26 protein-coding genes are annotated in these 24,651 nt (G+C 46.0%); 2 read left to right on the top strand and 24 right to left on the bottom strand.

The annotated features are described in order from the left end of the window. Positions 1-66: 66 nt before the first annotated feature. From AC4EVX_RS03705 to AC4EVX_RS03735, 7 genes are all read right to left on the bottom strand, one after another. On the bottom strand, positions 67-1,083 hold the full coding sequence (locus tag AC4EVX_RS03705) for an alpha-hydroxy-acid oxidizing protein (protein WP_490159585.1): 1,017 nt from the start codon (positions 1,081-1,083) through the stop codon (positions 67-69). Between the two features lie 95 nt (positions 1,084-1,178). Next, positions 1,179-1,451, bottom strand: coding sequence for an acylphosphatase (locus AC4EVX_RS03710; RefSeq protein WP_177976847.1), 273 nt, complete (start codon positions 1,449-1,451; stop codon positions 1,179-1,181). A gap of 121 nt (positions 1,452-1,572) precedes the next feature. Beyond that, a complete protein-coding gene (locus AC4EVX_RS03715; RefSeq protein WP_490159586.1) occupies positions 1,573-2,943 on the bottom strand; it encodes an MATE family efflux transporter in 1,371 nt (456 codons plus the stop codon). A 189-nt stretch (positions 2,944-3,132) separates the two neighbouring features. Continuing rightward, positions 3,133-3,450, bottom strand: coding sequence for a hypothetical protein (locus AC4EVX_RS03720; protein ID WP_177977897.1), 318 nt, complete (start codon positions 3,448-3,450; stop codon positions 3,133-3,135). 93 nt (positions 3,451-3,543) lie between these two features. After that, positions 3,544-4,377: an alpha/beta fold hydrolase gene (locus tag AC4EVX_RS03725; protein WP_177977898.1), complete on the bottom strand. Its 834-nt coding sequence runs from the start codon at positions 4,375-4,377 to the stop codon at positions 3,544-3,546. Positions 4,378-4,422: 45 nt separating this feature from the next. After that, positions 4,423-6,147 (bottom strand): bifunctional lysylphosphatidylglycerol flippase/synthetase MprF, encoded by a 1,725-nt coding sequence (locus AC4EVX_RS03730; protein ID WP_490159587.1) that lies wholly within the window; start codon positions 6,145-6,147, stop codon positions 4,423-4,425. Positions 6,148-6,531: 384 nt separating this feature from the next. Further along, positions 6,532-7,395, bottom strand: coding sequence for a DMT family transporter (locus AC4EVX_RS03735; protein ID WP_490159588.1), 864 nt, complete (start codon positions 7,393-7,395; stop codon positions 6,532-6,534). A 386-nt stretch (positions 7,396-7,781) separates the two neighbouring features. On the opposite strand from AC4EVX_RS03735, the gene AC4EVX_RS03740 reads away from it, so the two are divergent. Together AC4EVX_RS03740 and glgD are read left to right on the top strand one after the other, a co-directional pair. Beyond that, positions 7,782-8,990 (top strand): glucose-1-phosphate adenylyltransferase, encoded by a 1,209-nt coding sequence (locus tag AC4EVX_RS03740; RefSeq protein ID WP_177977900.1) that lies wholly within the window; start codon positions 7,782-7,784, stop codon positions 8,988-8,990. Continuing rightward, entirely contained in the window at positions 8,984-10,126 is a 1,143-nt protein-coding gene (gene glgD / locus AC4EVX_RS03745; RefSeq protein ID WP_177977901.1) for a glucose-1-phosphate adenylyltransferase subunit GlgD, read from the top strand. Before AC4EVX_RS03740 ends, glgD begins: the two co-directional genes overlap by 7 nt. Before the next feature lie 227 nt (positions 10,127-10,353). On the opposite strand, the gene AC4EVX_RS03750 is transcribed toward glgD, so the two are convergent. The 17 genes from AC4EVX_RS03750 to AC4EVX_RS03830 form a co-directional block, all read right to left on the bottom strand. Then, positions 10,354-12,489, bottom strand: coding sequence for a glycogen debranching protein (locus tag AC4EVX_RS03750; RefSeq protein WP_490159589.1), 2,136 nt, complete (start codon positions 12,487-12,489; stop codon positions 10,354-10,356). Positions 12,490-13,145: 656 nt separating this feature from the next. Further along, positions 13,146-13,280, bottom strand: a complete 135-nt coding sequence (locus tag AC4EVX_RS03755; protein ID WP_490159590.1) for a hypothetical protein — start codon at positions 13,278-13,280, stop codon at positions 13,146-13,148. A 367-nt stretch (positions 13,281-13,647) separates the two neighbouring features. After that, positions 13,648-14,067, bottom strand: coding sequence for a hypothetical protein (locus AC4EVX_RS03760; RefSeq protein WP_490159591.1), 420 nt, complete (start codon positions 14,065-14,067; stop codon positions 13,648-13,650). A gap of 6 nt (positions 14,068-14,073) precedes the next feature. Beyond that, positions 14,074-14,577: a type II toxin-antitoxin system HicB family antitoxin gene (locus AC4EVX_RS03765; protein ID WP_490159592.1), complete on the bottom strand. Its 504-nt coding sequence runs from the start codon at positions 14,575-14,577 to the stop codon at positions 14,074-14,076. Further along, positions 14,577-14,834 carry a type II toxin-antitoxin system HicA family toxin gene (locus AC4EVX_RS03770; RefSeq protein ID WP_490159593.1) on the bottom strand — a complete coding sequence of 86 codons (258 nt, stop codon included), beginning with the start codon at positions 14,832-14,834 and terminating at the stop codon, positions 14,577-14,579. Before AC4EVX_RS03770 ends, AC4EVX_RS03765 begins: the two co-directional genes overlap by 1 nt. Before the next feature lie 126 nt (positions 14,835-14,960). Further along, complete coding sequence (locus AC4EVX_RS03775; RefSeq protein ID WP_490159594.1) at positions 14,961-15,728, bottom strand: M15 family metallopeptidase; 768 nt, start codon at positions 15,726-15,728, stop codon at positions 14,961-14,963. Between the two features lie 359 nt (positions 15,729-16,087). Continuing rightward, positions 16,088-16,414, bottom strand: coding sequence for a hypothetical protein (locus AC4EVX_RS03780; protein ID WP_177977904.1), 327 nt, complete (start codon positions 16,412-16,414; stop codon positions 16,088-16,090). 12 nt (positions 16,415-16,426) lie between these two features. Beyond that, a complete protein-coding gene (locus AC4EVX_RS03785; RefSeq protein ID WP_177977905.1) occupies positions 16,427-16,744 on the bottom strand; it encodes a TrbC/VirB2 family protein in 318 nt (105 codons plus the stop codon). A 112-nt stretch (positions 16,745-16,856) separates the two neighbouring features. Beyond that, a complete protein-coding gene (locus AC4EVX_RS03790; RefSeq protein WP_177977906.1) occupies positions 16,857-17,099 on the bottom strand; it encodes a hypothetical protein in 243 nt (80 codons plus the stop codon). A 31-nt stretch (positions 17,100-17,130) separates the two neighbouring features. Continuing rightward, the gene (locus AC4EVX_RS03795; RefSeq protein WP_177977907.1) at positions 17,131-18,543 is read right to left on the bottom strand and encodes a hypothetical protein; all 1,413 of its coding nucleotides are present in this window, start codon (positions 18,541-18,543) and stop codon (positions 17,131-17,133) included. Between the two features lies 1 nt (position 18,544). Further along, positions 18,545-18,952 (bottom strand): hypothetical protein, encoded by a 408-nt coding sequence (locus AC4EVX_RS03800; RefSeq protein ID WP_177977908.1) that lies wholly within the window; start codon positions 18,950-18,952, stop codon positions 18,545-18,547. A gap of 11 nt (positions 18,953-18,963) precedes the next feature. Next, a complete protein-coding gene (locus AC4EVX_RS03805) occupies positions 18,964-21,630 on the bottom strand; it encodes a hypothetical protein (protein WP_490159595.1) in 2,667 nt (888 codons plus the stop codon). A gap of 1 nt (position 21,631) precedes the next feature. Beyond that, entirely contained in the window at positions 21,632-21,838 is a 207-nt protein-coding gene (locus AC4EVX_RS03810) for a hypothetical protein (RefSeq protein ID WP_490159596.1), read from the bottom strand. Position 21,839: 1 nt separating this feature from the next. Next, positions 21,840-22,574, bottom strand: coding sequence for a hypothetical protein (locus AC4EVX_RS03815; RefSeq protein WP_490159597.1), 735 nt, complete (start codon positions 22,572-22,574; stop codon positions 21,840-21,842). 8 nt (positions 22,575-22,582) lie between these two features. Then, positions 22,583-23,101, bottom strand: a complete 519-nt coding sequence (locus tag AC4EVX_RS03820) for a putative phage tail protein (RefSeq protein WP_490159598.1) — start codon at positions 23,099-23,101, stop codon at positions 22,583-22,585. After that, positions 23,094-24,245, bottom strand: coding sequence for a baseplate J/gp47 family protein (locus AC4EVX_RS03825; protein WP_490159599.1), 1,152 nt, complete (start codon positions 24,243-24,245; stop codon positions 23,094-23,096). The genes AC4EVX_RS03820 and AC4EVX_RS03825 overlap by 8 nt, the downstream gene beginning before the upstream one ends. After that, entirely contained in the window at positions 24,242-24,643 is a 402-nt protein-coding gene (locus AC4EVX_RS03830) for a DUF2634 domain-containing protein (protein ID WP_490159600.1), read from the bottom strand. Before AC4EVX_RS03830 ends, AC4EVX_RS03825 begins: the two co-directional genes overlap by 4 nt. Positions 24,644-24,651 lie beyond the last annotated feature (8 nt).

A 24,651-nucleotide genomic window follows, 5' to 3' on the forward strand; every position in this document is an offset into this window, starting at 1 on the left:
ATAGGTTTCTGTTCCCGCGTTGCGCAAACAGCAACGGATTCTGATGGCAATCCACTGTCATTTCGATCAACGCACCATATCTCTCGTGATTTCTGCGAGACTTCCTGCCCCACACATCGCCATCGTATCCTTCAGTTCTGCGCCGAGACGGATGATGAGTTCCTCAACGCCCTCCTCTGCTCCGCCGTACACGGCTGTCACAAACGGTCGACAGATCAAAACACCATCAGCACCAAGCGCAAGCGCCTTGAACAGATCCACTCCGGTTCGGATTCCTCCATCCACCAGAATTTTCATCGAGTCTCCGACAACTTCTGCGATCTCCGGAAGAACCTCTGCAGTCGCCGGACACTGGTCAAGCACACGGCCACCGTGATTTGACACGACAATCGCAGATGCACCTGCCTCCTTCGCTTTCCTTGCCCCGCGCACCGTCATGATTCCCTTCACGATAAATGGCAGTCCTGCCTCGCGGATGATTTCACCAAGCTCCTCCACTGTCTTTGCGCCAGCCGGTGGATTGCGGTCTTTCAAAAACGGAAGTCCCGCTGCATCCACATCCATTGCAACCGCAAATGCCCCACTCTCACGCACAAGTTTCATCTTCTGCGCTACGGTCGGCGCATCCCACGGCTTGACCGTCGGCACTCCGATTCCACCTGCACGCTTTACTGCCTGCGTTGCTGAGATCATCACATTCGGGTCTGTTCCGTCACCGGTAAATGCCGAAATTCCTGCATTTGCACACGCGCGAACGAGAACGTCATTGTAGGTTGCATCGTTATATTTCTCTCCGTAATGCAGGTTGACTGCTCCTACCGGACCTGCAAAAAACGGAAACGCAAATTTCTTTCCGAACAGCTCAAATGTTGTGTCAGCCGGGCGATTTGAACAGAGCGTATCCATCTGCACACGGATCTCCTTCCACTTCTCGTAGTTGCGGATTGCCGTATCTCCGACGCCCTTTGCTCCCGGTCCCGGAATCTGATTTCTGCACGCCCGCCCGTCACAGATCTCGCATCCTTTACAGTATTTTCCCAGACAAGTCCTCGCCTGAAGAAGCACCTCTTTCTTTGTCAACATTGCCCAAATCCTCCTGATTTTTATTTTTTAACCCGCTTTTCTTTCAACTCAAATTAGTCATTTGATTGTTTGATCGCTTTAATTATTTGATCTCTTTAATTTGCCATGTAAAATCCCTTTTCGTCTTTGAGTGGAATATCCTCTGACTCTACATCCTCGATCTGGATATACGGCTCCTGTCTCAGACGCCGTACCAGCTCCCAGACCATGAGTTCTGACCCCTGCACTTCCATCTCAACACGACCATCCCAGAGATTTTGTACCCAGCCGTAAAGCCCGAGTCCCCGCGCAATCCGCGTCGCCTGATAGCGAAATCCCACTCCCTGCACGCGACCGGAAAAATAGAAATGCTTTCTCACCGTTTTCATCAAACCTTCCCCCTCTCTGTTTCATCTCTCTGTTTTTTGCTTCCTGACCTTCTTTTTGTTTCTTGATCTTCTTGATCTTCTTTCGCTTTTCACTCCTCTCGATCGTTCTCTTCTCTGTTTTCTATTTTGCCTTTTTTGCCGCTGAGGGATCTCCGACAACCCGCTTAAACAACAGCAGATAAACCGTCGTCGACACGACAGAAGAAATGATATCTGACACCGGCTCTGTGCAGAATACATTCGTGATGCCAAACAGAAGCGGAATCACAAACACCCCCGCAAGATAGATTCCTTTCCGAAACAGCGACAGGCTGATTGCGATATGTGCGATTCCCATTCCCGTGAATCCATCCACAATCGTGTACTGCACCGCAAGCGGAATCACTGCAAGTGCCGAGATCCGGATTGCTCTTGCCGTCAGCTCAATGTACTCCGGATTTCTCGTAAAAATCTGTGCAAACAGCCCCGGCACCAACTGCGAAAGCAAAAACATGATCGTCGTAAAGCCCAATGCCATCTTCAAAATGTGCTGTTGCGCCTTCCAGATGCGGTCTGGACGCTTTGCACCGAAATTGTAGCCTAGAATCGTCTGCGTTCCACTCGTGATTCCCCCAAGTGGCATTGTCACAATCAACATGAAACTCTGTGCAATCGTCGCACACGTCAACAGCGTATCACCCTGCGTCGGACCTCCAAGTCTCTGAATCACCGTGTTCATCGAGATGATCAACACATTATCCATCGCAATGATGATGCACGGGGATGCACCAACCTTAATGACCCGCTTCATGACCTTCCAGCTGTAATTCCCGAACGTGATGCGAATCGGCACCCGCTTTCCAAAAAGAAATATCAGCACATAGGTGCAGGACGCAAGCTGAGAGAGCACCGTTGCAAGTGCCGCTCCGCGCACACCCATCCCCACTCCAAAGATGAACAGCGGGTCCAGCACAATATTTGCAATCGCGCCGAGCACGACCGCCTTCATTCCGATCTTTGCAAAGCCCTGACAGATAATGAACTGATTCATACCCGTCGTCATCAGTGCGAAAACCGTACCGATCAGGTAAATTGTGATGTACTGGTAGGCATAGGTGAAGGTTCTCTCTCCCGCGCCAAACCACCAAAGCATCTTTTCTGAGAGCGCAAGCGCCGTCACCGTCAGAACCGCTGACAAAATAAGAAGCATCAGGAAACAGTTTGCAAGGATCTGCCTCGCCGAGCGCTCATTCTTCTCTCCGAGGCGAATGCTCATTAACGGAGCACCACCGATTCCGATCAGACATGCAAACGAGGAAATCAGTGTCACAATCGGTCCACAGATCCCGACTCCCGCAAGCGCACTCTCTCCGATCTGTGGAATATTTCCTATGTACATTCGATCCACAATGCTGTAAAACACACTGACAAACTGTGCGAGCATCGACGGAATCGCCAGTCTCCAGACAAGCCCTTTCACATCATCCGTGTCAAGATTATTTTCCAGTTTCATCTCTTTTCTATTTTCCGCACCCATCTCTCCTACCTATTCCTGTCTCTTCTAAATTTCTTCTTATGTCTCTTCTTAATATTTTTTCTTAGTCTCTTCTTTACTCTTACTTTTCTTTTTGTTTTTTCTTTTTGGCTTTTCCTGTCTCTTTTGTGTAAATTTTTGATTTTTTCCCTTGATCTACGAATTTACTCAAAAATGACCTGCCTCATGCTCCTCATTAAGCCACGCAACCGCCTCCCAGATTCCCTCCGTCGTAAACGGAAAATCCTGGCTGTGCTTTTTTTCGTCTGCTGTGATCTCATAATTAAACGGTTCCGGCCAGATCACTGCACAGATTACGTTTTCTGTCTTTGCAGGCTCCTCTCCCTGTGCCTCCTCGATCGTCCGCTCCGCCTTCTCAAGAAGGTAACGCATTCCCCGGAAACTTCCAGTAAATCGGCTTTTCTTTAAATACGGGATGGAAATATCTCCATGAAGGTCAATTTTTTTGCTCTTATTCTCTCTCATCCCCGTCATTTCCTTTCCTGTTCTTTTACGGTCTCTTTTTTATACTCTTCGCTCTCATATTCTTTTTTCACAGTCTTTTCTCGCATCTATCTCTTACACGGCCTTTGCTTCGCTCTTTCCTGTATCCTGTCTTATATTATTCTGTCTTATAACTGTACCCTCTTCCTCTTTTAAGAATCTCTCAATCACTCTCAGATAACGCTCTCTCTTGTGCAGGAAATCTACATGGCGCGCCTTCTTTAACAGAACCAGACGACTTCCCGGAATCTGGCGTTGCATCCACTGGCTGTGTGAGACTCGGATCACATCGTTCGTTCCGGCAATCAACAGCGTTGGTGCCTGAATCTTCCCCAGTCGCTCCTCCGTCAAATCCGGAGAGTGAAACATCAAGCCGTTGAGCATTCTGCTCCGGTCAAATTTCTGGCGCTGTCTCTTATCCTGACAGAATTCCCTCATGATTCCGGCAACCGCATACTCTGCACCGACAAACAGATAATACGGCAGAAGCATCCCCCACGGCTTCGCATTTCCACTGACCGCAATCACTTCCGTCGTCTGCTTCGGATAGAGGGAGGCAAATTCCAGTGCAATGTTTGCCCCATCGCTGAATCCGAGAAGCGTGACCTGATCAATTCCGAGATGGCAGAGCAGCTTGAGGACATCGCCCGCCATATCCTGAGTCGTAAATTCCAGACTCGACGTTCTCTTTAATAGGGAATGACCGTGCCCTCTGCTGTCCATCAAAATCACCTGAAATCCCCTTTTTTCAAACCAGATCGCATACTTTTCAAAAATTTTGTGGGACTCTCCATTCCCATGAAGAAGGACGATCGGTCTTCCGCTCCCGTGCACCTCATAATAGATTCTTGCGTCATCCGTCTCAAACTTTCCGCTTCTCATCTCATCTTCCATCTCATCTTTCCCCATCGCTCTGCATCTTCCCTTCCATTGCCAACGATATCGATTCTCTCGTTATTTGCTCTCCTGCTTTCTCTCTTCCTTTTTGTCTTGTTTTCTCTGAAAACGCTCTTTCAAAAATGACCGCACATAATCCATGACTCCCTGGGGATTCTGAATCTTTACCACCGCATAAAACATATCAGGTGTCGGTACTTTCGGCAGGTATGCATAGTAGGACGGCACCCACTCGGTCGGGCTGTACTTTTCTTTTGCCCGATAGAGATCACGAAATCCATAGCACGCATTCAGATTGTCATAGATAAAGCGAAGCAGTTTCTCGATCGGATTTGCACTTTTTTCGTCAAGTCCGGTCAGAGGAGCAACGCCGAGACTTCCATACTCGATCCCCTCTTCCTTAAATGCCTGAAATGCCTGATAAATGATCGTCTCCATGACTCCACCAGGTGCATCGTTTCCGTGGCGGGTCACATCTGCCATATATCCATTTCCTGCCATGAACGGCACGAAGACAACAAATGCCACGATTTTCCCGGCTTCCGTCTGCGCATAGAAATAACGGCGATCCATCGGATTGTCCAGACCGACCGTTCCCATCGTAAATGTCAAAAGACCGCTCTTTTTCTCAGAAAGCCACTCATCGCTGACTCGAGTCAGTCCCGCCTCAATCTCAGGATCTCTCTGCTCCCCGATGCGATACTCCTTGATCGTGATTCCGGCTTTCGTCGCATGATTGATATTCATGCGCATCTTTGCACCTTTTTTTCCGGAAATCTCGTAGTCAGCGAGCTTAAACCGCGCCTCCTCACCGGCTTTTACGATTCCAAAACCTTGTTTTTTATACTCCTCTAAATAGTCGTCCGTCAAACCCAGAAAGAACAGCTTGTAGGCACTCTTTTGGCAGAACTCCCGAAACTCTGCGAGCAGAGTGCCGAAATTCTCGTCGGCACAGATAGGATCTCCGTTGACAATCACCGTATCATCCACGGTTCCATACGGAATCACGCCGTCGACACTCTTTCCGAAATACAGTGTCTTATCCTCCTCAAGCGTCAGATATGAGCAGGGATTTTTTCCATATAAATGCAAAAGTGTTCGCGCATGCTGGATGTCCCGGCCATCCGACGGAGCCTCAAGCCACGGTCTCACCGCATACAGCACCGAGGCGAGCATACAGCCCCAGCTGAACCAGAAAATCACAGGTTCTGCCCTCTGCGCCCATGGGCTTGTGACCGGACTTACGCTCATTCCGAAAATCATCCCTGCGCCCTCTAAGAGACTCTGCCAGAACGAAACACTCCCGCCATTTGGCTGTACGGCAAGTTTCAGATAATGATAGCCAAGTCCCGCATTGATCAGGATTCCCGCAAGCGAAACACCAAACAGCACCATTGCCTGCTGTCCCGATCGCTTCGATGCCGGACAGCAGAAATCCGTCCGAAAAACGCAAAATCCAATCAGCAAAAGTCCATTGATCACGAACGCAATCCGATGCGTCGGACTCTCCGTCAGTTCTGCCATACAGCGCAGTAAACTTAAGATCAGGACAAAGACGGTGATCTTCCACGCCGAATGTTTTCGCTTTTTCAGCTGAAACGACAGGAAAAACAGAATGACAGAGAAGGCTCTCTGCACCATTCTTCCCATCTCAAGAAACGTCATTACCCGATACTCCACTGTCCATGCCGGCACAAACGTCAACCCGAACAGGATCACGGAAAGTACCGCCAGAAACAGAATCATTCCATTTTCTACTTTGATCCGAATTGTCTGCTTCACTGTTATCACTCACCTCTCGTCATCTTTGCACATCCATATGGTCGGTCTGTTATCTCTCTAATTTACTATCTTTCTAATTTGTTCTCTTCCTGTTTTTTATCTGTTTATTGTCTTCCTGTTGTCTCCTTTTCTCCTGCTCTCGCGTTCATTTTTTATTCATAAATCTGTTACAAACATTCCATACTTCCGCTAAACTTCTTTCACAATTTCTCGATATACTAAGATCATCAAATGAAGCTACCAACTATTTGATAAAATTTTTTTCATAATTGCCGGCAACAACGGGTTGCCGGCTCCTCCCTTTGAAATCCGAAGACGACCGCAGAATGGAACTCCTTTTCCTTTCTCGCAGTCGTCTTTTTTGTTATCAAAGTGCCCGGCTTTTTATGCCTGCGCCTTTTTCTTATTGTACACAAAGATCCAGATTCCCATCGCACAGATGATGACGTATCCCGCCAGACTCATTGCGTCTGGAATCTGTCCGAAGAACAGAAACCCCCAGATTGTCGAAAAAATGATCTGAGAGTAATCATAGACCGAAATCTCGCGCGCCGGCGCATAACAGTATGCCATCGTCACTCCAAACTGCCCCCCTGTCGCCGCAAGTCCTGCCAGAAGCAGACTGCCAAGTTGCCACCACTGCATCGGGTGATAGCCCATAATCACAAACGGGAGCAGAATCAGCACCGAGAAGGCGGAAAAGAAAAAGACGATAAACGGTCCCTTCTCTTCCCTCGTTCCGAGCAGACGCACAAACGCATAGGCGATTCCCGCTCCCATTCCACCGAGAAGTCCGACAAAAGCCGGAAGTCTCGTAAGATCAAACCCGGTCGGACGCAGAATCAGAAGACTTCCGAGAAACGCGCCTGCGACTGCAAGTCCCTGAACAAGGCTGATCTTTTCTCTCAACAGAACAAAGCTGAAGAGCAGAGTAAAAAACGGTGCCATCTTATTGAGCATTGAGGCATCTGCCAACACAAGGTGATCGACTGCATAATAGTTACAAAGAATTCCCATCGTTCCAAACATGGAGCGGATCACGAGCAGACCGAGATTTTTCTTGTCACCGGAAAATCCCACTTTTTGTTTCTTCATGATCCCAATCGCAAAGAAGACTGCCACAAGGTTGCGGAACAGACTCTTCTGCATCGACGGCAGATCTCCCGCCAGGCGAATAAACACACTCATCAGTGAAAAACAAAACGCCGAAAACACAATGCAACAGATTCCTCTGTATTTTGAATTCATCTTTTTACTCTCTCTTTTCTTAAATTTTATAGACGTTTGTCTTTTTTAAGTTACGATATTCAAGTGGGATCCAGATTGAAACATGGGAAACCGCAAATCCCGCAGGATACCCGTGTAACTCTTTTCGCATTATACCACAAATTTTCTTTCCTGTATTTAACAAAACATCTGTCTTTTTTTGCGTTTTTATGGTACAATTTGTATATGAGTGATTCTCATTATGCGCGATCTTTTTATGATTTTTCCAAAAAATAAAAAATGCGCATACAGATGTGTTCTCAGAGTCTTTTTAACAGGCATCCGCAGACGGATTTTATTGAGCGACACGGCTCATGGAAGATTTGCACGGCTGAGAATACACGAATATTTTGAGGGGGATAAATTTTATGGCCAAAGAAATGATTGCTATGCTTCTTGCTGGCGGCCAGGGTTCCCGGCTTTATGCCCTGACCCAGAAGCTGGCAAAACCAGCAGTTCCGTTTGGCGGAAAATATCGTATCATCGACTTTCCGCTTTCCAACTGCGTAAATTCCGGTATTGACACCGTAGGTATCCTGACCCAGTATCAGCCACTGGTTCTCAACGAGTACATCGGCAATGGACAGCCGTGGGACCTTGACCGTCTCTATGGTGGTGTTCATGTGCTCCCGCCTTATCAGAAGGCATCCGGCTCTGACTGGTACAAGGGAACTGCGAATGCAATTTACCAGAATATTTCGTTTATTGAGCGCTATAATCCCGAGTATGTGATTATTCTTTCCGGTGACCAGATCTGCAAACAGGATTACAGTGATTTCCTTCGTTTCCACAAGGAAAAGAACGCTGAATTCAGTGTTGCGGTTATGGAGGTTCCGTGGGAGGATGCTTCCCGTTTCGGTCTGATGGTTGCAGATGAGAACGACCGCATCACCGAATTCCAGGAGAAGCCGAAGAACCCGAAGTCCAACCTGGCATCGATGGGAATTTACATTTTCAACTGGGATATCCTGCGCAAATATCTGATCGAGGACGAGGCCGATCCGAATTCTGAGAATGATTTCGGTAATAATATCATCCCCAATCTCCTGCGTGACGGACGCAGAATGTACGCTTATCATTTTGATGGCTACTGGAAAGACGTAGGCACCATCCCGTCTCTCTGGGAAGCAAACATGGAAGTGCTCGATCCGGAGCACAGCGGTATCAACCTGTTCGATGAGAACTGGAAGATTTACAGCCGTAACAGCGGTATGACCGGTCACAAGATCGCAAAGAATGCTGTTGTCACAAACTCCATGATCACAGACGGTTGCCGGATCGAGGGCGGTGTCAAGCACTCCATCCTGTTCTCCGGTGTCAAGGTAGAACCGGGTGCTGTGGTTGAGGATTCTGTTGTCATGGGTGGTTCCACGATCCGTTCGGGTGCTGTGGTACGTCATGCCATCATCGCTGAGAATGTAGAGATCGGCGAGAATGCGGTAGTCGGCGACATGCCATCTGGCGATGAGAAGAATGTGGCAACCATCGGTTCCGGCGTGAAGATCGGCGCAAACGCAAAGATCGGCCCTAAGGCGATGATCAACAACGATGTAAAGGATGGTGAAGAACAATGGTAAATTCTAACTCTGATGCTCTGGGCATCATTTTTCCAAACTCATACGACGCTCTGGTTCCGGATCTCGTAGCAGAACGCCTGATGGCTTCCATTCCTTTCGCCAGCCGTTATCGTCTGGTTGACTTCATCCTGTCAAGCATGGCAAACTGCGGAATTGACAACATCTCCGTTGTTGTCCGCAAGAACTACCTGTCCCTGATGGACCATTTGGGTTCCGGTCGTGCTTACGATCTCGTTCGCAAGAACGGCGGTCTGAACATCGTTCCGCCTTACGCTGAGCGCGGTGTTTCCGTCTACAACGGCCGTGTACAGGCTCTTGCCAACATCTTAAGCCACTTAAAGCGCCAGAAAGAGAAGTATGTCATCCTGGCAGATACGAACATGGTTGCAAACTTTGACTTCAAGGATTTCATCAACAAGCACATTGAGAGCGGTGCTGATGTCACGATCGCTTACAAGGAAGAGCCGATCCCAGCAGGTCTTCTCTCCGCTCCGATCACAGACGATGTTCTCTACTACACCTTTGCTATTGAGAACGGTCGTGTGAGAAATATCTACATGAACTCCAAGGAGCAGGGAATCCAGAACTTTGGCATGAACATCTACATTCTCAGCAGAGAGCTTCTGATTCAGCAGATTGAGGTTGCTTTTGCGCGCGGATACATCTACTTCGAGCGCGACATTCTCGCTCCTCAGGTCAACAAGCTGAATATTCAGGGATACCGCTACGACGGATACGTTGCCCGCATCACCGATATGAAGAGCTACTTTGAGGAAAACATGAAGATGCTCGACGACGTCAATGTCGATGCCCTCTTCTCCGCTAACCCGATCTACACGAAGATTCGTGACGATAACCCGACCCGATACATCAACGGTGCAAATGCAAAGAACATCATGGCTGCCGATGGTTGTGTGATTGAGGGTGATGTCGAGGATTCCATCCTCTTCAGAGGCGTTCGGATCGCAAAGGGTGCCCGCGTTCGCAACTGTGTGCTGATGCAGGATACCGTTGTTGAAGCTGGTGCTGATCTTGATTACGTCATCACCGATAAGAACGTGACGATCTCCGCCGGAAAAGAGCTCAAGGGAAATAGAGACTTCCAGGTATTTATTCCCAAGAGACAGACGGTGTAAAACCAAATAAGATCTGATAATCGCAGTTTATATGTGATTTATCATAAAAAAACCGCTGTGTCCTCTCATACTTCTCATTTGTGTGAGGGTTCACAGCGGTTTTGTTTTTATATTTTTATGTTTTTATAATTTTATTTTTTATAGTTTTTTGCCTTTATAATTCTACATTTCTATGATTCTTTTTCTTATATTTCTGAAGTCTCAGACTTTTATACAAAATTTCTTCTCTAGTAGGTTCTGACTGAGAATACTGCCACAGAACGCGGGCGCATCGTAAATGTTCCCTCAATCCGGACTGCTTCCTGCTCGGAATAGCAATAGCGTCCCTGTTCATCCCCGTAAGTGTTCACATACAGATACCAGAAACCTGCTCTGCGCGTATCCGGAAGCGTGATCGTCACATCCTCCCAGTAGGTATTGACTGCAAGGTAGACCATATCGTCTCTTCCCTTATCCTTGTCATATCCCGCAAAGCTCACGCACAGCGTTCTCGTGTCGTGGGAGATATTTCCCGGGCGCAAGGCATCTGCCTCGTGAGAGCGAATCGGCTCCATTCCACAGACCGCATCCGGGAGGCGTTTGCGGATTACCGGATGATCGTGACGGAACCGGATCATGTAACGGAAGAACTCAAACAGATTTGGATTTTTGTCAAGCAACGACCAGTCAAGCCAGGAAATCTCGCTGTCCTGACAGTAGCCATTGTTATTTCCATACTGGGTATTTCCAAACTCATCTCCGGCAAGGAACATCGGCGTACCGCGACTGCACATCAGAACCGCACAGGCATTTCGGATCATTCTCATGCGAAGCTGGTTGACCTGCCAGTCGTCGGTGTCGCCCTCTGCTCCACAGTTCCAGCTACGATTGTCATTTGCTCCATCCGTGTTATCCCACCCGTTTTCCTCATTGTGCTTACCATTGTAGGCGTAGAGATCATACAGCGTAAATCCATCGTGACACGTCAGGAAATTGACACAGGAGTTGTATCCGGCATATTCGGCATGGTCATCTGAAGCCACTCCGCCATAGAGATCACCGGAACCGGAAATTCTCCATGCGGCATCCCAGGCTTCCCAGTTATCTCCCTTCAAGAATCCGCGGATCGTGTCGCGGTAACGTCCGTTCCATTCTGCCCAGCGTCCACTTGCAGGGAATCTTCCGACCTGATACAGACCACCGGCATCCCACGCTTCCGCGATCAGCTTAACATTTCCGAGAATCGGATCATAGGCAAGGCTTCGCAGAAGAGGCGGATTGTTCATCGGGGAACCGTCCTCATTTCGTCCAAGAATACTTGCGAGATCAAAACGGAATCCGTCGACACGATAGCGAACCGTCCAATAGCGCAGACACTCAAGGATCAAATTCTGGACGATCGGGTTGTTGCAGTTAAGCGTATTTCCACAACCACTAAAATTATAGTAATATCCGTCCGGCGTCAGCATGTAATAAATCTTGTTGTCAATTCCCTTAAAGCAGAAAGAAGGTCCCTTCTCATTTCCTTCTGCGGTGTGATTAAAGACCACATCAAGGATGACTTCGATTCCATTTGCATGCAGAAGACGAATCAATTCTTTGAGTTCCTTGCCCTCTGTTCCATCCACATGGGTGGACGAATAGCTCGCATTCGGGGCAAAGAAGCAAACCGTATTGTATCCCCAGTACTCCAACAGCGTCTTTCCATCGACCTCTCTCGAGTTAAGCATCTCATCAAACTCAAAGATCGGCATCAGCTCAACCGCATTGACTCCAAGGCTCTTGAGATACGGGATTTTTTCCCGGAGACCCTCAAACGTTCCCGGATGACGTACACCGGAAGAATGATGGCGCGTGAAGCCACGCACATGAAGCTCATAAATCACCAGATCACTCATCTCCCGCTTTGACTGTGACATATCTCCCCAGTCAAAGTTGTCGCGCACCACGCAGGCATGGTAATCCCGGCTCTTCTTCTCTCCCCAGCGCTCTTTTCCCACAACACAACGTGCATACGGATCAAGAAGCACATTTTTCTTGTCAAACAGAAGACCTGCTTTCGGATTGTTTGGTCCGTCAATCCGATATGCATACTCAAACTCTTCCGGCTGTAATCCAAATACAATCATCGAATATACATCACCGATTTTGTATTCCTCCGGAAATGGAAGCACGGCAAATGGCTCTTCCTCCCCGCGATGGAACAGCAGAAGCTCACAACTTGTGCCGTTTCTCGTGTGGATCGTAAAATTTACACCACACTCGAGCACCATCGCTCCGTTAATGTCAAATAGTCCTGGTCTTACGTGATAACCCGCAATTTTTCCCATTACCTCATTGCGAATCGGATAATCCAGGATAATCTCTCGATTCTGAATCTTCATTTACCAGTCTCCCCTCATTTATTGAAGTCAACGCTCACAGAGCATATAACTGCATGCCTCTATTTTATCATTTTATGAGAGTGCGGGCAAGTTTCTGCCGAAAGATCCACGAAAGACTGCATTACCAGTGCTTTCTCGATATGCAAATCAAAAAATAGGAATCAGAAGCCTTTTTTACAAACCTCTGATTCCTCCATAAATACATCGAGCCGTTCTGCACTCTACTGCAATGGAATTCCCTCGCTTTTCATAAACAAGCTCACTTCCACAGCGCGGACATTTTACAAGTTTTTGAGGATGATTCAATTTCTCATTCAGAGCACGCTTTTCTGCTTCACCCCACTCTGCTTTCATCCCTATACTTCACATCCCTACTCACACCCATTTTTATCTCTGCGTTTTTCAAAGATTTTCCGCGCAATATATCCCAGAATCAATGAGACTGCGATAATAATTACATTTTTTATTACCTCTATACTTACACTCAGTTTAGCTATTTTCCTTTTTCTTTTCATACAAATATTTCAGAATTTTCATCAAATTAAAAAATGCGCGTGCAAAGAAAAAACATGACAATGCACTCAACCCAAACTTAACAATCTCTCTCATCTTTTTTTATCCTTCTATTTTCTGTATGCAATCCCCACAAGCTATCATTACTCTGAGATAATTTCAAACAGCGTTTTCGGATAAGCATACCATTCTCCAGAGTGATCAAGAACTCCATAATAGCGCGAATCATCTTTTATTTCTGTCGCCTCATAGATCTCACCATTGCGTATCTCCGCCATATCCACTCCTAAATATTCTACCTTTATTTTCATATAAAATCAATACGCTATGTCTCGCAACTCATCTTTACTTTTTCTGCAACAGAAATGTCTCCTATAAAAACAAAAAATGGAGTAGAACCATCCAGCTCTACTCCATCGCCTACATCTCTATAAACGGCTTAAATCCGTTGTTTTTAGAACTTGCCAGCCTTAGCTGCTTCCTCTACGGAAACTAAAAATCCTTATTTTACAAGGTTTTCTTCCTTATTATGTACAAATAATACACATATCTTACGCTTCCGCAGACTTGTCCAGACGTTCTACTTCGCCAGTCCTGGCATCTGAAGTGTACTATCTTGATCTGAATAATAAGCTTACTGTTTGATTATGACAATTCTTCTGAACCAATTATCGGAGGTATAATTATCGGAATTTGTCCAAATGACGCCGTAATTTCAGCAATCAAAAGAGAGGTCCTGTTCAACAAATTTTGTAATACAAAAGCTCCGTTATCTTTAAATTCTTTAGCTAAACTTATATCATTCCATTTTATTTCATCTTTATTTTTTTCATTAAACTTTAGAATAGTACCAAATGATACACTAAGCTCAAATACAGATTCTGGTGTGAATTTTAATGTTCTAGTAAAAATAACTCTAACCCCATCATCAGTCACATTTGTATTGATATTATCAATACATTTTATTTCTCCATCTTGAGAGGCATTATCTAAAATCTTATAATTAACACTGTTTAAAAAATATGTTTGTTCTGGTAAAAAATATTCTTCTAAGTTTTTGATCATAGCATTTCACCTATTATTAAAATATAGACATTTCATAGCAGCACTATTGGCTATCATAGTTTTTGGAGGATTTGTTATTCCTGAATTTACAATTTTAGAATGGCTTTTTTGCACTGTTAATACATCTGACAATATACTTATTTTTTGTTCTATCGATGTTATTTTTGTTCGAGATGTGTCATCCACATACGCTTTTAAAGCCTTTTCCACTATTCGATTTAACGATTCATTATTTTTTAAGGCCATCACTGATAATTGTTTGTGTAGTTCAGGGTCGATTCTTACATTAAATGTTCCGCTGTATTCTTTTTCAGGATTTTTTCCAACTTCTTTGCAAAATTCAAGATAATCATCAACAGCACTATGAAATTCACTCTCGAGGTTTTCAATAGATTCACTTTCAAAATTTACTAAATCTTTGATTCCCTCAATCTTTCCATATAAAACATTATCTTCTAAGTCTATTTCAACTTTAGCATGATAACCTTTATATTCAAGTATATTTTTCATCATAAATCTCCATAATCAGTTAATTTTTCCATCAATTGTTTTATCGCATACATTTTCATTTCATTTTGCGGATGTGGCTTATGTAAATCAATAATCGCCTTGTCTCTTTTTCGATAAAACTGTACTCTTGAACCAGATGTTTTTCCTTTATTCCATTCTTCAAATTCTAATGCTATCAAAAGATTTCTTGCTTCTATATATGTGTAATCCCGCGGTATCTGTTTTAAGCGTTCTTTTGCTTTTTCCAATTTTCCCATTCCCTTAGGCCTTCACCTCTTTGCAACTATTTTATAGTTGCAGTATAGAACACAAATCAAAATTTGTCAATTTCTATTCTCTTAAGTTTGTAACTAATCTTTATTTAATATATATTCTGTTTGAGATTATACCATACCTAAATAATGGAGCGCGCCATCCTGATCTGGAGTAAGGGTAATTGGCTCCGTAATCATACGCCCATCTGAATCCATGCAGTACCACTTGCCGTCCACCGTCACCTGCCCGGTCCGCATCACTCCATCATCGCCCAGATAATACCAGCCTCCATTGTACAGATACCAGACATCGTGCACCATCATGCCGGCACCGTCGAACCAATACCACGCCCCGTTGTCACAGTACCAGTTGTTCCGGACGTAGTTTCCCAATCCGTCTCGGTAGTAGAACCGCCAACCGCCATCTTCCTGTTGCCAACCGGTCTTGACGTTCTCTGGAACCCACGTTTTCTTGAACTCGTCCGGAGTCTTATAGAGCTTCTTGATCCCGCTCGTACTACTGCCCCAGTCCGGCAACTGAAAATGAGGCTTGTCCACGATGCTCTTCCAATTTCCGCCCCATTCCAGACCGAGAGCAACTCCGATCGCTCCGACGCGCTCGAAGAACTTGCTGGATTCGTTATAGGCTCCGCTTCCATCATTTCGATAGATATCAAACGCTGTCCCCCACTGGTGATAAGAGCTGTAACTCGTCCCCTGTGCATTCGTCACAATCTTTCCCGGCTTCGTGCGCCCCTGCGCATAGAGAGCGTCCTGCTCCGCCACCGTACGAAATGTCTCTCCGATCTTGATCTTTAAGCCCTGCTCCGCACACTTCTGGATCAGCTCTGCTGCCAGCTTCTGAAGGCGCGGGTGACATAATGCAATATCTCGCATAGTCTTGTCCTCTTTTCTTTTATTTTATGAAATCCTTTGGAATATTGACATTTTTGAGAAAATAGAATATGATGTAGGTAGCTAAGGAACGTGAGAAGGTTCCATAAGGCAAAACAAAAACCCCAGAGGTGGCCGCCTCTGGGGTTTTCTTGCTCGTTACGGTGAGCTATTCCGTTTTAGGCTGTTGCTGCCTATTTGTCCTTATCCAGCCATTTGCATATGTAGTAGCTAACTACATTTGCTACGATAGGAGCAAGAAACGTGAGAAGGATTTCTACCATAAGGCTCACCTCCTTTCTGCTGGAGGTTCGACAGCTTCTACATCATATCATATTTTTCGTCAGTATTCCACTTATTTTCTACTCGTTCTTACTATACTTTGTCCGATTCCAAATTTCCGAGACTCTCTCCCAGCCGTCCATAGCCACCAGTGCCACAAAGAAACCAGCAATAACACATAATCCCGCCAGTGGTAATTCAAAAGAACTGTGGCTATACCATGTCCAAAATCCATATGCCAACGGGCACAGGCACAAAGACAACACAATTACCACCATTGATGTTGGAAGTTTCTCCAGTCCCGGCCATGATTTCACGACCTGTGTAATCACGGACACTACACACGCCATTACTCCGACCAGTGCCAGAGCATACATAACATACTGCATTGCTACATTCATATCCATGCTTATCATCTCCTATCTGATATACTGCTGGGCAACCACAACGATCACTCCGGTCATCATTGCACCAACCAACGCGCCAATAATGGTATCCATGATCTTATCCATTGCCGAGTTCCACTTTTTCCCCGGTGCTGATTCCAACGCATCCAACCGGTTACCCTGTTCCTTCTGCTCCGCCAGCATCCCCGCCATATCGTGTGCGAGCGTGTGGACAGAGATCGCCAGCTCCTGAATTGTAGTGCTGATCTTCTCTAGTTCTTCGATCCGGTGATTCTGGCGCTTGTCTTCGTCGCGGAGTCTTTCCAGCTCTACCTTTACTGCTTCGTCCACTTTCGTTTGCCTCCTTTCGCAAAGCATGCTATAATATTGCAAAAGAAGTTTTTTGCATTCAAAAAGCACCCGGATCTCTTTGGCTCGTGATCGGGTGCTTTCTTTTTACATATTATTTTTTGTATGCCGGTCCCTGCTCTGGATGCTGATCCTTATTCGCGTTCTTCGGTCGAACACTCATATCCAGACCTGAAGAATACTTATTGGGATCGCGGTGCATGTCCGGACCATCTCCGCCGACGCGATGACCGCAATCATCGAACTCCGGATTCAGGTTATCGTGATCATTGATATCGCAGTGCTCTGCATCATGCACCTTGCAATTTCTGTGCAACTTCTCATTTTTGTTTTCCATAGTGTTTTTCTCCTTCTCTTTCTTTTGATTTTTATTCCAAACGAATGTGCGAAATATTAATTCCACAACTGATTCGGATTTTTAATTGTGCATTGCAAGCCAGTCCTGACAGGTCAAATTCTGTCCATGCAGCCGCCGAACTTCTGTTGAAATCTTGACCAACAGTATACATATCCTTTACAAACGGGATGTTTCCGGCTATTAACAAAGAAACATTTCCGGATTCCGGTGTTGTTCGGTTACTGTCATACCAAGTCCAAATCTTAAGTTTACTGTACTTTTTGAGATTATATGTTTTCTTGGTTGCAACATAAGCGTAGTTCTGAGCCGTCCACAAAATCGTTCCAGAAGTACCCCAGTTACTGTCGAACGTCATTCCATCGTTGTTTATGCCATCTTTCCAAAGATCTACCGGATCGCTTATGTATCCCTCCCATGTCCCCGTAATTCCTGCAATCTTAGCACCTTTTTTGATGTTCCCCGCTACAACTCCCAAAGCAGATCTGAGTGTAGCCTTAGAAATACGCGCCTCAGGTTCCCAATCTCCTGTACTGATCTTTCGATAGTATCCTTCCGGGAGGCAATTAATGGAATAATAATCCGTTCCTTCTCCAAAACCGCCATATCCGTAATTTTTTTGATTCGGAATCGCACTTACAGTAACTTTTTCCAGAATCTTCCCGGAATCCGCAGATATAACCTGCTGTGCTGTCGCTGGTGTAACGCTCTTGCTCTGTACTGGAACGGCAACATATGTATCTCCATTCCAGTAGCCACGATCTGGGCGAAGCGCAAACATGCGCTCTGCATTGGCGCCCGTTGGTTGAGTAAATTGTGGCTGGGTGCCCTTGTGGATTGCCACATTTGGATAATTGCTATTAATTCCTCCCAAAGAATCTTTGTTCGTTTGGTCTGGCATTGTGCCGGTGATCTGCTCGCCTTCCACCCATGCAGTCTCTCCGGTAAGGATCTTGGGAGCAGTTGCTGTTCCCGGAGTCTGTGACTCTAAACTATCCGTTTTGATCTTTCCCGATCCATTATGATAACCTTCAGGAATTGTAACGACTGCCCCGGCTTTGACTCCAGTATTACTCCATGCCTTCTTATTTGGCATGGAACCAATAAGCTGTTTTCCCTTTACCCACGCAGTCTCTCCATCAAGAATTTTAGCAGATGTTGCCGTTCCTGGTGTCTGTGATTCGAGATCTGCCGGAACTGCCGCCGTAACAGTTCCATTGCCATCGTGGATTCCCGCAGGGATTTTCACCGTTGCTCCTCCGGAGAGACCTGTATAGCTCCACGCGCCTCGATCTGTGAGAGTTCCTGTTGCCGGCTCTCCGTCCTGATCCACAATCACTTTTCCAGCCCGCACATCTCCTTTTGTGGCTGTAATTGCATCCAGATCGGCATTGTTTCCACCGCCACCCATTAAAACATATCCCATTTTATACCTCCATAAGACGTATATTACAATCTATCTCCGGCTTTTTATACGCCACGAAAGTGACACTTCCATTCAGTGCCTGTGCTACTCCAGCGGATACAAAACCATAGGCTTTCTCATAAGTCTTGTATGTGTCCACTGTAAAAACCTGCGCAGTGCGCGCCAAAATGTAGTTTGCTTCTGCCTGTATTTCTGAATTATATACAGTCTGCGCGTACATTCCAGACGCATATGTCCAGCCGTTTGCGCGCAATGTGATTTCTATGGGGCGTGCGTTTAATTTGTTCTTTTCTGTTGCAGTTACAAACATACGCTCTTGGCTTTCTACAATATTTTCCGCAAGGGCGCCAAGGGGAAAGGTCTGCTTTTCCCCATCTATTTCTACCTGTGCATTTCTTATTACTGCCATGTCATCACCTCTTATCCATTGTATTCCTTGATATATACACTATGGATGACTACCCCCGGCGCTGCATGCGCCATGTCTGCGCGGTTTCCGATCAGAATTGCATCGCAGGCCTCTTTGATTTTCTGGAAGCGCGGGTAGGCAATATTCTCTCCTCCATACGTCGGCAATGCCCATGTTCGCCAATTTGAATCGGTATTCGCCTTCATAGCGAACTCACCGGTTCCGGTCGCACTTAAACGCAGACGAAGGTTCTGATGCAGTGTACTTCTCGCAATCCACGTTCCGGAGTTTCCAAGAGACGTACCGCCGGAATCCGTTGCATATCTCCAACCAAGCTCTGTTTCTGCTGCATTTGTGGACGGAACACCTCTCAATGCAGGCCATGCGACTCCGTATTTCTCTGTACCGAATGACAATTCATTCACGCTTCCTTTGACCAATGCCACAAACGTGCGATTCTTTAGCGTCTGACTGCTGTAAGAATCATCTGTCAGTGTAAAGTCAATCCCGATTTCAATACCATCAGGCATTCCACTCACCACCGGAATACGAAGTGCTGATGTATCTGCCAAAGTCAATCCATCCGTTGTCAGATAGCCGGATGTACTTCCGTCAATACCTTCCAGAATATTGTCATCTGCATCGGTAACCAAATTTTTGATTGTGGTTGTATTGGAGCTGCTACCATTCTGGAAGTCCCAGTAGCCATAATAGGATGCATACGGATTGGAGCTTACAATAATCGTAAGCGTTACACTGTGCTGTGTTCCATTGTCCAGAGTTCCCGTGATCGTTACAACATCACCATCGTTTCCGCTCAAGATTGTTGCTGTACTTCCTTCTACCTTGACCTTACTTGCATCTGAAGACTTCCATGTAATTCCCAGCCCGCCATTTGCATTGGAAGGTGTGTAAGTCGCTGTAAGAGCAAGAACATCGCCTACACTTCCCTTTGAGGCAGAAATGTGCGGTGTGAAATCCGCCGCCGGAATCGCATCCACGATAATTTCACGATATGCATGACTCGCCCAGTTGTAGAGAGGATATTTCTTTCCGGCTAAAGATTCTCCATTGGCATCCGTGGGACGATAGTCGATCGTGTTACCTGTCGAAGAAGTCTCAGAGGTATCATCTGCATAGGTATACAGACTGCAATATCGGTCACTGTCGCGAAGATTTCCGATACCTCGATGATCACGATTTCCTACGGCATTTCCAGCGTATTTAATCGCAATCGTTCCATGTAACTCCTGACCGCAGGTAAGCACTACGCGGGTGTTCTGTACTTCTACCTTTTCCACGGTAATTCCTACACCATCTACCGTTACAGAGAAGCCAAGATTCGGCTGTTCCTGCACCGTATAATTATCTACCACCAGAGGCAGAACCGGAACTTCGTAATCAATATAGATCTTACTGCCATCTACTGTGATAGCTCGGTCAATGACCGTCTGTGCAGAATCTCCCCAGATCAGGCTCTCTGCCAACTGCTTTCCGATCATCTCGCCTTGCCAACGATAACCATTGCTTGTCATGTGTCCACCGGCAAAACGCTGACACGGCATCGCACTGCCGAGAAGAATTGCGTCATCACGCTCAGCAACCATTTCCTGCTGCGCCATGTTGATCGAGCTGGTGCCGTTTGAGATGAACGCACCGCCGGTCTGGTACACAAAGAAAAGAGGAGGCTCTGTCTGACCATAAGCCGACATGATATCTGCCTGCATATCCTTTTTAAGCTGGATGAGATAGTTTTTATATGTATCCTTGTCCGTTGTAGCGTCTTCACCGTTGGTAAAGCCCTGCCCCTTATTATAACCATCATAGTTATATTCGCCCTGCATCCAGATTACAGCTACGCACTTGACGGTCTTTCCTTCGCTGTCCACAGCCGATTTGGTATTGGTTAAGTAATCCAGAAAAGCATCTTTATACAGGTACTCGTATCCGTAAGAAGTACATCCCTTGGATAATCTCTCGATTGATCGACCACCGAGACCAGTCGAGTTCGCGATGAACTTCTGACTTGCATCACGATTTCTCCGGTACATCGTTGCAAAATGGTTCACCGCTGCCACGATCGGAGACTCGAAGCCTTCGTTTTTGCATGGTTTCAAACCAGTGAGAGTCGCTGCTTTATACCAATGTGCGCTGCTGCCGACCATATACACGCCGTCCAGTGGCTCCGTGGTGAGGGCAATCTTACTTTCTGTTCCTGATGCCAGGCTCTGCCCATAAATAATAATCTGCGCATAATCACAGCCCGGAACAGTGGCATACGGCACACATCCCAACTTGCTCGGTTTATACGTCGGCGCTGAAGACGCTGTGCCTGCATCTCCCGGATCTCCCTTCGGTCCCTGTGCTCCGGTATCACCCTTGTCCCCCTTTTCTCCCTTTGCTCCCTGCGCTCCGGTGGCTCCTTTTTCTCCGGTGTCGCCTTTCGGACCAGTAGCACCCGTAGCTCCTGTATCTCCTTTGGGAAGTACCAGATTCAATTTTCCGTTTGAGATCGACGCACTTGCCGTGCTACCACTGGTAACCGTTCCAATCGTCAAGTCCACTGATCCGCCAGATCCTGTACCCGATTCCATCTTTTCTGCGATCTGTTGAACAGCCTCCACAAGCGCCTTGCCGGTTTCATCCAACAGCATCGGTTTTGTAATTTTCTCAGACATTTCACACCTCCTCAAATGTCACGCAAAGCGCTCCATCTACAATGCTTAATCCTTCAGCACCGCCACTACTACCATTCAGACACTCCTGAACTGTTCTTCCATCCGCTGTCTCAACTGCATCCGCCATTGTTCGGGGATACCATTTTTCCCATACCGGACTCGCCTTTGTACCTGTATTCCGATACAGATATGCTCTTTCGTCTGCCATGTTACCCCTCCTCTACTTTTGCCACAAACTTTGCTGTCTGTCCGGATAACTCGGAGCCTACCTTCAGATCTCCCTCCGTTACCGCCCAGTTATCTGTATCAGCTGATGCCGGAAGCGCGCCGAAAGATAAATTCGTAAACGCCACAGAAGTCAGTTCCTGTTCTTCTTTCCAACCGCCTGAAAAACACAACGTATCGCCTTCAACCGTGACAGACAATGAATTCTTTTTCATCGTCTGAATTAAAGAATCCATCCTCTTTTCCAAATCCATCACGTCTTTTACAGTTGCTGTCCCCGCTTCTCCAATAGTAATGTTTATTTCTGTTGCCTGCGCAACTGCCAGCTGTATATCATAAATAAATGAACTTGGCGCCACGCCGTCATATGCCGGCATCTGATCCGGGGTAACTGCCTGACATACTGCAAATAAAATTTCTTTATTCCCGTCCGATACGTATACTCCAACATTTTGTATCAAATAACTTGAAGTGATTTTTTCATTTCCAAATAATGCTCTTACACTGATCAACGTATCATTTGATATTTGCACCTTCGAGGGAACAATGGTTTGCCGGACTTCCTGCAATTCTGTCAATTTCTTTAAATCTGTTCCTTCCGGATACAGATATGAGGATGCTTTTGCGTGCGTAAACTGCATAGTAACATTTCCGGCAACCGCCTGTGCTCGCAACGCATTACCTGCATCTGTAATAACTGCTTTTTTGTAAACGCCCATAAGCCTCCTTAAATGGTCTGAACAAATGTCCCCGACATAGTTCCTGCCATATACAATCCTGCATTCAAATTATTTTCAACCTGTTGATTCGCGATGATCTCCAAATGCGCCGGCACGATATCCCACAAAAGATCATACAGAAGATTTACCGCGCCATATTTTTGCGATGTAACAGAAATTGTCAGCTTACAATGCTCAGGATCACTTTTTAGCACATAGTCATCTTCAAAAAGTTCTGTAAGCCTTTTTCGCAAAAAATGTATTGTAAACGGCGCTACTGTATTGTATTTCAGCAACAATCTTTGTTTCCGATAATCCAGCGTCTCTCCCGGTTTCGCAACAATAGAAAACTGTCTCTCTTCTTCCTCTAAAGCACTTTCATCCAATGTCTGAATGTAGAAGTTGTCTCGAACTTTTCTCATCAGAGTTTCCACTTCATCCATTACGATTCCTTCGGATTTCATTATTTCTTGAAATTCAAGAATGGGGCGAAAATATTCTGGAAGAATTTTCAATAAATCAACCATTGATCGTCACCACCCCCAAAGAAGGAATTTGTTGCAGTTCAGCAGTCTCCGTCAGAATCAAGTCTCCCGAAGCTCCGTTGATCATAACATCCGTTACGTTTACAACATTGGGAATTTCCAAAATAGCTGCAACAATTCTGGAAGAATATACCGCTACCACATAGCTTATCTTCTGACTTTTGATTGCACTTCCCCAGCTTTCACACACTGACTTCAAGTACTTCTGAATCTTCTGTTCTATCTCTTTCTGATAGATCTCCACTCCTGATTGCACTGTCGCAGCGAATTGGATCGTTGCAGATATATTTAAAACAAGATTGATCGCTGTCGTTATGGTTACAGATGCCCCGATCGGTGCAATCCCATATCCATTTGCAGACGCTACTTCCTCATTTACTTCAGTAGGACAAATTGTCGCCTGCACTTTGCTGATCAGTCCCGGCTCTGCTGGTGTCAGCTCACTGTCCAGAATGCTACACAACACCGTCCCTCCGCCCTTCCAGGCGGGATACACCTGAACTGCACCCACTCCATCAATCGCAAGAATCGCATTTCTGTATGCCGCGATATTACCGCCGAACGCCGCAACATCAAACGTCTCAAAAAAACGCGCCCTCAAAGATGCATCCGTCTCTTCTTCTGAACCAGAAACTATAACTTCCCCGATCACTGCACTTTTGAGCCCAGCCACTGCTGTCACTGGAAGAATATTTCCGAAATATGAATTTCCAATGATACCCGCCGTTTGACAACTTAGGCTATAAACATATTCGCCCTCTTGCGCTGAGATCTGTTCTCCAACTTCAAAGATTACAGAATTTGCCCCGTTAATTGTCTTGAAAGTACTTCCTATCGGAACCTCAACATCAAATATGCCTTTTCGGATCGCAGGTGTTGATGCTTTTCTTGTCAGTCCACGCTCCGCCACAATGCGATCCAAAAACTCCCCCACCGCACTTCCTGCATAGGCATTTTCCTGAACCTGCTCCAATAGCATATAAAGGCCTTCCAGATACCATGCAACCGGTCCCAACGCAGTCTGAATAATGCTTCCCTGACGCTTGTCGATGCTGTTTGATACCTGACTGAGCAATCTGCTTTCGATTTCTTTTCTTGTATACTTCTCATCCTTAAAATCAATCACAACACCATCTCCTTGCTTATCGTTCCATATACAGTTGTCACATCGAAAGAAACTTTCAAAGTTCCATCATTCTCCTCGTTAAACACCCAATTGTCCACAGATACAATACGGCTATCTACGGAAAAGGCATCCTCAACTCTGCGCGGAAGTTCACTTGTTATGTAAGCGTATTCCTCTCCGGGAAGATCCTCCAGCTCCGTTGCAAAATTGCTGTCATAGATCTGCCACCGGAAGCGCTCGTTCTGAAGAATAATGTCCACTGCCTGTCGCATTGCTTCAAGTCCATCCGTCATCCCTGTGATCCGTTTTGATGTCCAGTCAATCAAAAATGTATTCGTAGGCTGTTCTGTTGGTTTCAACTGTACATCTAAACCAACTCCTTCCGGTAATGTTGCCATACTTCCTC

Source organism: Brotaphodocola sp. (assembly GCF_983179755.1).